The sequence below is a fragment of the Anabaena sp. UHCC 0253 genome, assembly GCF_009712085.1.
Taxonomy (GTDB): domain Bacteria; phylum Cyanobacteriota; class Cyanobacteriia; order Cyanobacteriales; family Nostocaceae; genus Dolichospermum.
This window is the reverse complement of record NZ_VILD01000002.1, coordinates 173,919-177,274: the sequence shown is the minus strand read 5'-3', so window position 1 is coordinate 177,274 and position 3,356 is coordinate 173,919. Positions and strand designations below refer to the sequence as shown.

Below are 3,356 nucleotides of genomic sequence, written 5' to 3'. Positions count from 1 at the left end.
CTTTATAGAAGTTCGCACCAGTGCGATCCATCTTGTTAATAAAGGCGATGCGAGGTACTTTATAACGGTCTGCTTGTCGCCATACTGTTTCTGATTGTGGTTGTACACCACCTACGGAACAAAATACAGCTATTACACCATCTAATACTCGCATGGAACGTTCAACTTCAATTGTGAAGTCTACGTGACCAGGAGTATCAATAATGTTAATTTGATGTTCTTTCCAAGATGTACTAATCGCCGCAGCAGTGATGGTAATTCCCCGCTCCCGCTCCTGTTCCATCCAGTCGGTGACAGCAGTTCCTTCGTGAACTTCACCAATTTTATGAATTATCCCAGAGTAAAATAGTATTCTCTCTGTTGTCGTTGTTTTTCCCGCATCTATATGCGCCGCAATGCCGATATTGCGTACTTTCTCTAGCGGGTTCGTGCGTGCCACAGTTACCTCCTATCGTTTTGGCCTCATGATATCTTGTATATTACTCTTTGTTAAGATTCTATACTTTTACGGAAAACCGTCTTTTCCGTTAGCGTAGCAAAGCTGTTACCTTTCTTGGGCATCAGCTATAAATCCTTTGATATACCGCATAGCATCAAGCGATATATCTTTTTCTATTTAGTAACGATAGTGTGCAAATGCTTTATTTGCTTCCGCCATCCGATGCGTTTCTTCCCGCTTACGAATAGCACTACCGCTCTCATTTGCAGCATCCATTAACTCATTAGCTAGTCTACCAGCCATGGTTCTACCTGGACGTTGACGCGAATACTGTACTAACCAGCGCAATGCTAGAGTTGTACCACGGTCTGAGCGTACTTCCATTGGTACTTGATAAGTTGCTCCACCAACCCGGCGAGCTTTCACTTCTACTAATGGTGTTGCGTTACGCACTGCTCTTTCAAAGGTTTCTAAAGGACTACTACCAGTCCGTTCCTCAATAGTTTTCAAAGCGTCATAAACTATTCTTGCGGCAAGTGATTTCTTGCCATGACGCATTATCCGTCGCATCATCATGCTGATAAGGCGACTATTATATACTGAGTCAGGCGGAACTGAGCGCCTTTGACTAACACCACGACGAGACATACTTCATCCTTAAATGCGGAATTTGGCAACGAAATTATATGTTATCAGAACGCAGGAGACTAAAAGCGGTTGAATTAGCCGCTTAATTTTCCCGCGTTTTTGTCTATGGCTTGCGCCACGCTATGGCTATTTGTTTGCTTTAATGCCAGGTGCAGTTTGATTTTTTTTAAATTCGTGACTGCTAGATTTTCTGTTTTATGCAGTTTTAGGTAGGACGGTTAATCGTAGTTAAGGCGATAAACCGTCTCTTACCTATTTTTTACCTGCTTTCTGGCGCTTTGTTCCATATTTGGAACGGCCTTGTTTCCGGTCTTTAACTCCGGCTGTATCTAATGTGCCACGGATTATATGATATCTAACACCGGGCAAGTCTTTGACCCGACCACCACGAATCATAACTACAGAGTGTTCTTGTAAGTTATGACCGATACCTGGGATGTAAGCTGTCACTTCAAATCCAGAGGTAAGTCTTACTCTGGCAACCTTGCGGAGTGCTGAGTTGGGTTTTTTAGGTGTTGTTGTGTATACTCTGGTACAAACGCCCCGGCGTTGGGGACATTGTTTCAGAGCAGGGGACTTGGTTTTCTGCCGCGCTAGTTCGCGCTCAGTACGGATTAGCTGCTGTATTGTTGGCATGAGTTACAGCGCGTGAAGCTGCTTTATGATCTAAGTTTTAACAAATCCTGATTATATCTTTTTTTCTGATTTTATGTCAATCATTTTGGAAGGGAACAGGGAAGAGAGAGCAGCGCGGTCTTGGGGTCTCCCCAAGTGGAGCGACTGCGGAGGAACAGGTAAGAGAAAATTCCTAACCATTGACTACTGACTAATCGAGAAAGAATTGCCGCAGCTACAAGTAGATATTGCCTGGGGGTTCTGAAAGCGAAAACCTCCACCCATCAAGTCTTCTGAATAATCTATTGACAATCCATTAATGTAATCTAGGCTTTCGGAGTCTATGACTACAGGAATACCTTGTAACTCTAAAACTGTATCTATGGCTTGCGTCGTGCGATCGCCTTCAGAGTTTACTGTTGTATCAAAAGCCAGATCATAAAACCAATCAGCACAGCCTCCAGATTTCACCCGTAAGCGAAATAAGATATTCGATGGTTGCTTAGATTTTAAGCGCCTGATCTCATTAACAGCGGCTGGACTCAAATGAATCATGGAATTTTTGAGGTAACGAGAATCCCATAATTAATATTACAGGAATTTAGAATTGAAAAACAGGGAGGATTAAGAAATTTTACCATGGGGCAAAGGAAAGAGATTTGGGATTTTCAAGGATTCCATCTCAAATCCCAAATTGGAAATTTAAATTTTGGTTACTAAGTTCCCCATCATTTCTATTTTTCAGAACGAGCGTAGTCATCTTGATAGCGAATAATATCATCTTCTCCCAGATATTCGCCATTTTGGACTTCAATCAAGATCAAAGGAATCACTCCCGGATTTTCTAACCGATGAGTAGTGCATTGAGGTACATAGGTTGACTGATTATTGCTTAATAAAATTTCGCGATCGCCACAAACTACTTTAGCTGTTCCGGAAACAACAATCCAATGTTCACTCCGGTGGTGGTGCATTTGTAAACTGAGGCGATGTCCAGGTTTGACTTCAATTCGCTTAATTTTATATCCGCGTCCTTCTTCCAAGACTGTAAAAGAACCCCAAGGACGTAATTCACTAGCGGCAATACTTCTAGAATTAATTGTTGGTTGCAGAGTGAGAGTATTCGTTGGCACGGTTTCTGATACTTTAGCCATAGTTACCTCAGATGGAGACATAACAAACTCGTTTTTAGTTTTGATAGTTAATAGAACAAATGGCAGGATTTAGCTACCCTGACAAACATAGCAAAACCCAGCCGCAACTGGTAAAATTTCCTGCTCAAATGAATGTGTTTATCAAAGTCTTCATCAAAGAAAAACCTGACTTGTTCTCAACTTCAAAATTGACAAATCAAAAAGGGTTATTTTTTAGCAGCTTTTGGTGATATGAAAATGCCAATAGCGTTGTGAACACGAGCCGCAGTATTGGGGGAACGATCAAGTAATTGACCGCCTAAATAAAGACTGGTAGAACTACCACCGTCTAAATTTAAGGCATTAATACAACCCATTGTCTGCATTAATGTTGCTTGTTCAGCCAAAGTTGGTCCACCACCCCCAGCACGATTATGTACAGCAGCAATCCTTAAATTACCTGTGCTAGTGGTACAAATACTACTACGAACTGCTTGACCTCTCATAAAAGCTGGGCTGAA

General features: G+C 41.9%; 6 protein-coding genes. All 6 read right to left on the bottom strand.

Annotated features, from left to right (window positions below; translation table 11 throughout):
- Positions 1-439, bottom strand: a 439-nt coding sequence (locus tag FJR38_RS28175) for a GTP-binding protein (RefSeq protein ID WP_371418145.1), incomplete at its 3' end; no start/stop codon positions are given.
- Positions 440-616: 177 nt separating this feature from the next.
- On the bottom strand, positions 617-1,087 hold the full coding sequence (gene rpsG, locus FJR38_RS04895) for a 30S ribosomal protein S7 (RefSeq protein WP_168492282.1): 471 nt from the start codon (positions 1,085-1,087) through the stop codon (positions 617-619).
- Between the two features lie 252 nt (positions 1,088-1,339).
- The gene (gene rpsL / locus FJR38_RS04890; RefSeq protein WP_168492283.1) at positions 1,340-1,723 is read right to left on the bottom strand and encodes a 30S ribosomal protein S12; all 384 of its coding nucleotides are present in this window, start codon (positions 1,721-1,723) and stop codon (positions 1,340-1,342) included.
- A gap of 183 nt (positions 1,724-1,906) precedes the next feature.
- Positions 1,907-2,257 carry an iron-sulfur cluster assembly accessory protein gene (locus tag FJR38_RS04885; RefSeq protein WP_168492285.1) on the bottom strand — a complete coding sequence of 117 codons (351 nt, stop codon included), beginning with the start codon at positions 2,255-2,257 and terminating at the stop codon, positions 1,907-1,909.
- Positions 2,258-2,436: 179 nt separating this feature from the next.
- Positions 2,437-2,856, bottom strand: a complete 420-nt coding sequence (locus tag FJR38_RS04880) for a cupin domain-containing protein (protein ID WP_168492286.1) — start codon at positions 2,854-2,856, stop codon at positions 2,437-2,439.
- Positions 2,857-3,062: 206 nt separating this feature from the next.
- Positions 3,063-3,356, bottom strand: a 294-nt coding sequence (locus FJR38_RS04875) for a phosphodiester glycosidase family protein (protein ID WP_168535742.1), incomplete at its 5' end; no start/stop codon positions are given.